Raw genomic sequence first — 2321 nt, forward strand, 5'->3', positions numbered from 1 at the left:
GCTCAACCAACTCGGCTACCAAGTCACCCTCCAAGCAGAAGGAGCTGCCTGACCAGCGGCTACGGAAAACAGGACGGGGGATTTTCGAATCAGGCTGCGGCGGTGTCGTCGCCGCGCGTGGCGGTCAGGCGGCCGTCCACGGCGCGGACGACCGTGCCGCCGGTGGTGAGGGTTTTGACGGCCTTGGACACGGCCCCCTTGGACAGGCCCGTGATCGTGACCAAGTCCTTCTGCCGGACCGGTTCGTCGGCGCTCTCGATGGCCTTGAGGACGCGGGCGGCGGCGCTGTCCGTGGCGGGCTGATCCGGCGCCGCGTCGGTCGCGGTGTCCTTGACGAGGGTGAGCGTCGGGGCGCCAGCGGCTTCCACCGTGGGTGCGACCGTGCGGGACCACGGGGTGCGGTCGGGCAGGGCGATGACGACGGCCTTGTCCATGTAGCGGACCTTGACCGGGTCGGGCTTGCGCTTGCCGTCGCGGATCAGCGCCACACCGGGCACCGGGAGCTCGTCGGCGTTCCAGCCCTTGGCCTGAGCGTCCTCCCCGAGCACCACACGGGCCTCAGCGGGGGTGCGGACCGCGAGGCAGATGGAGACGCCGATCTGCGGGGCGATCTGCTTGGGGATGCCGTCGCCGATGGTGGGCTTCTGGGTCATCCACCACAGGTCGATGCACGCCGCGCGGCCCATCCGAGCGATGGATTCCAGGCCGGGCAGTGCGGAGCGGTTGACGGTGCGGGTCTTGCCGTCGCTGGTCTCGGTCTCGTAGGGGACCTTGTCGGCGGCCGTCATGACCTCGGCGCCCTCGTCGACGACGACCGTGATGCGTGGCCGGTCCGCCGTGGGGGTCCAGGTGTCCTGGCCCTTGGGCAGGATGCTGAGCCGTTCCAGCATCTCCGTCTCCAGCTCGTCGACCACGTCGACGACTTCGCGCGGGGTGGAGGCGACGCGGGCCCGGTGGTCCCACAACCGTCCTTCCACGCGCTTGAGGTCGATGATGACGAGCGCGTTCGTCGCGCCCTCGGACGCGTCGTAGAGCAGCGGCCGGGAAGCCACCGACTTGCCCGCGCCGGACCGTCCGGCGATCAGCAGCCGCTCCCCGAGCGGCACCGTGACCTGCTCGCCGGTGACGGTGTCGACCCCGAGCGAGCGCCGCTCGGGCGTCCACGTCAGGTCGTCGCCGTCGGCCGCACTGCGGGTACGCAGGATCAGCTCTGCCCAGCCGCCGCGCTTGCCTGCCTTGATCTGCATGCGCAGGCTCGTACGGGCCCCGAGCAGGGCGCGGATATGGTCCTCAGCGGCCCGGAGCTTGGTCGCCGTCCATGTCCCGTCGAGCCGGACGGCGCACACGATGCCCGCCTCGGTCAGCTTCGGCCGGCCAGTCAGCGTGCCCGCCAGGCCGCGCTGTTCGGCGTGCTCCTTCCAGTGCTGCGGCGTGAGCCGCTTCAGCAGCGCCGACTCCTCAGCCGTGGGCTTCAGACCGGTGGTGTCGCGCTCACGCACGGCCACCCACACGATCAGCGCGGTGATCGCGGCGACGACGGCGACTGCCGACCACACCCACACCCGGGCAGGGACCTGCGGCAGGTAGAGGTATCCGGCGACACCGAGCACGGCGCCGGTCTTGGTGGCGAACAGCCACAACGGGTCCGGCACGCGCCGCTTCGCGGCGGCCAGCTCCCGCTCAGCACGGTGACGCAGCGGGGTGACACCCTCGGGGTCCATGGCGCGGGCCTGTGCCAGGGCGCGGCGGGCATCGCGAACGAGCGGCTTCCGCTCGGCACGCACGACGCGGCGCCGCTCGGCTTCGGTCCTCCAGCGATCTGCCGTCCATCGCGCGGCGGTCGCGGCGTACTGGCGGTGGGTCCGCCAGACTGAGGTGTAGCTCACGAGTCCTCTTCTCAGGTCGGTGAGTTGGGTGGTGACGGGTCATGCGACGGCCCGTCACCATCACGCCGTGTAGCGGGTTTCCGGGTTTCCTGGTTTCCGACAGGGCCCCTACGCGTGCGCGCGCGAGAGCGGAAACTTCCGTCACCCTGCGTCGCTACGGGGCCTACAGCGGCCGTACAGCCTCCCGGGGGTCAAAACCCCACCCCGAAGGGGCCTCGGGCGCTCTACGGGCCGCCTGCGGCTTCCATCCGGCTCGTGGGCGGTGCGGCAGGCGGCGTGAGGCGCTGGACGGGTGTGACTGAACGCTTGAGTTGGCACTTGAGCAGCTCAGTTGGCACTTTGGGTGCTAGGAGCGTGTCTCAGTAACCGCAACCCGCCTGCGGTTCGTGATCGTTCGTGCGGGATGATGCTGGTATGAGTGGCGGGGATGGACTG

At 70.6% G+C, this 2321-nt stretch carries 1 protein-coding gene; it reads right to left on the reverse strand.

Going from position 1 to position 2321, the window contains the following annotated elements:
* Positions 1–89: 89 nt before the first annotated feature.
* Entirely contained in the window at positions 90–1886 is a 1797-nt protein-coding gene (locus ACFV9O_RS40110; RefSeq protein WP_385427977.1) for a MarR family transcriptional regulator, read from the reverse strand.
* Between the last annotated feature and the right edge of the window lie 435 nt (positions 1887–2321).

The organism is Streptomyces sp. NPDC059909 (genome assembly GCF_042730885.1).
Lineage (GTDB): Bacteria > Actinomycetota > Actinomycetes > Streptomycetales > Streptomycetaceae > Streptomyces.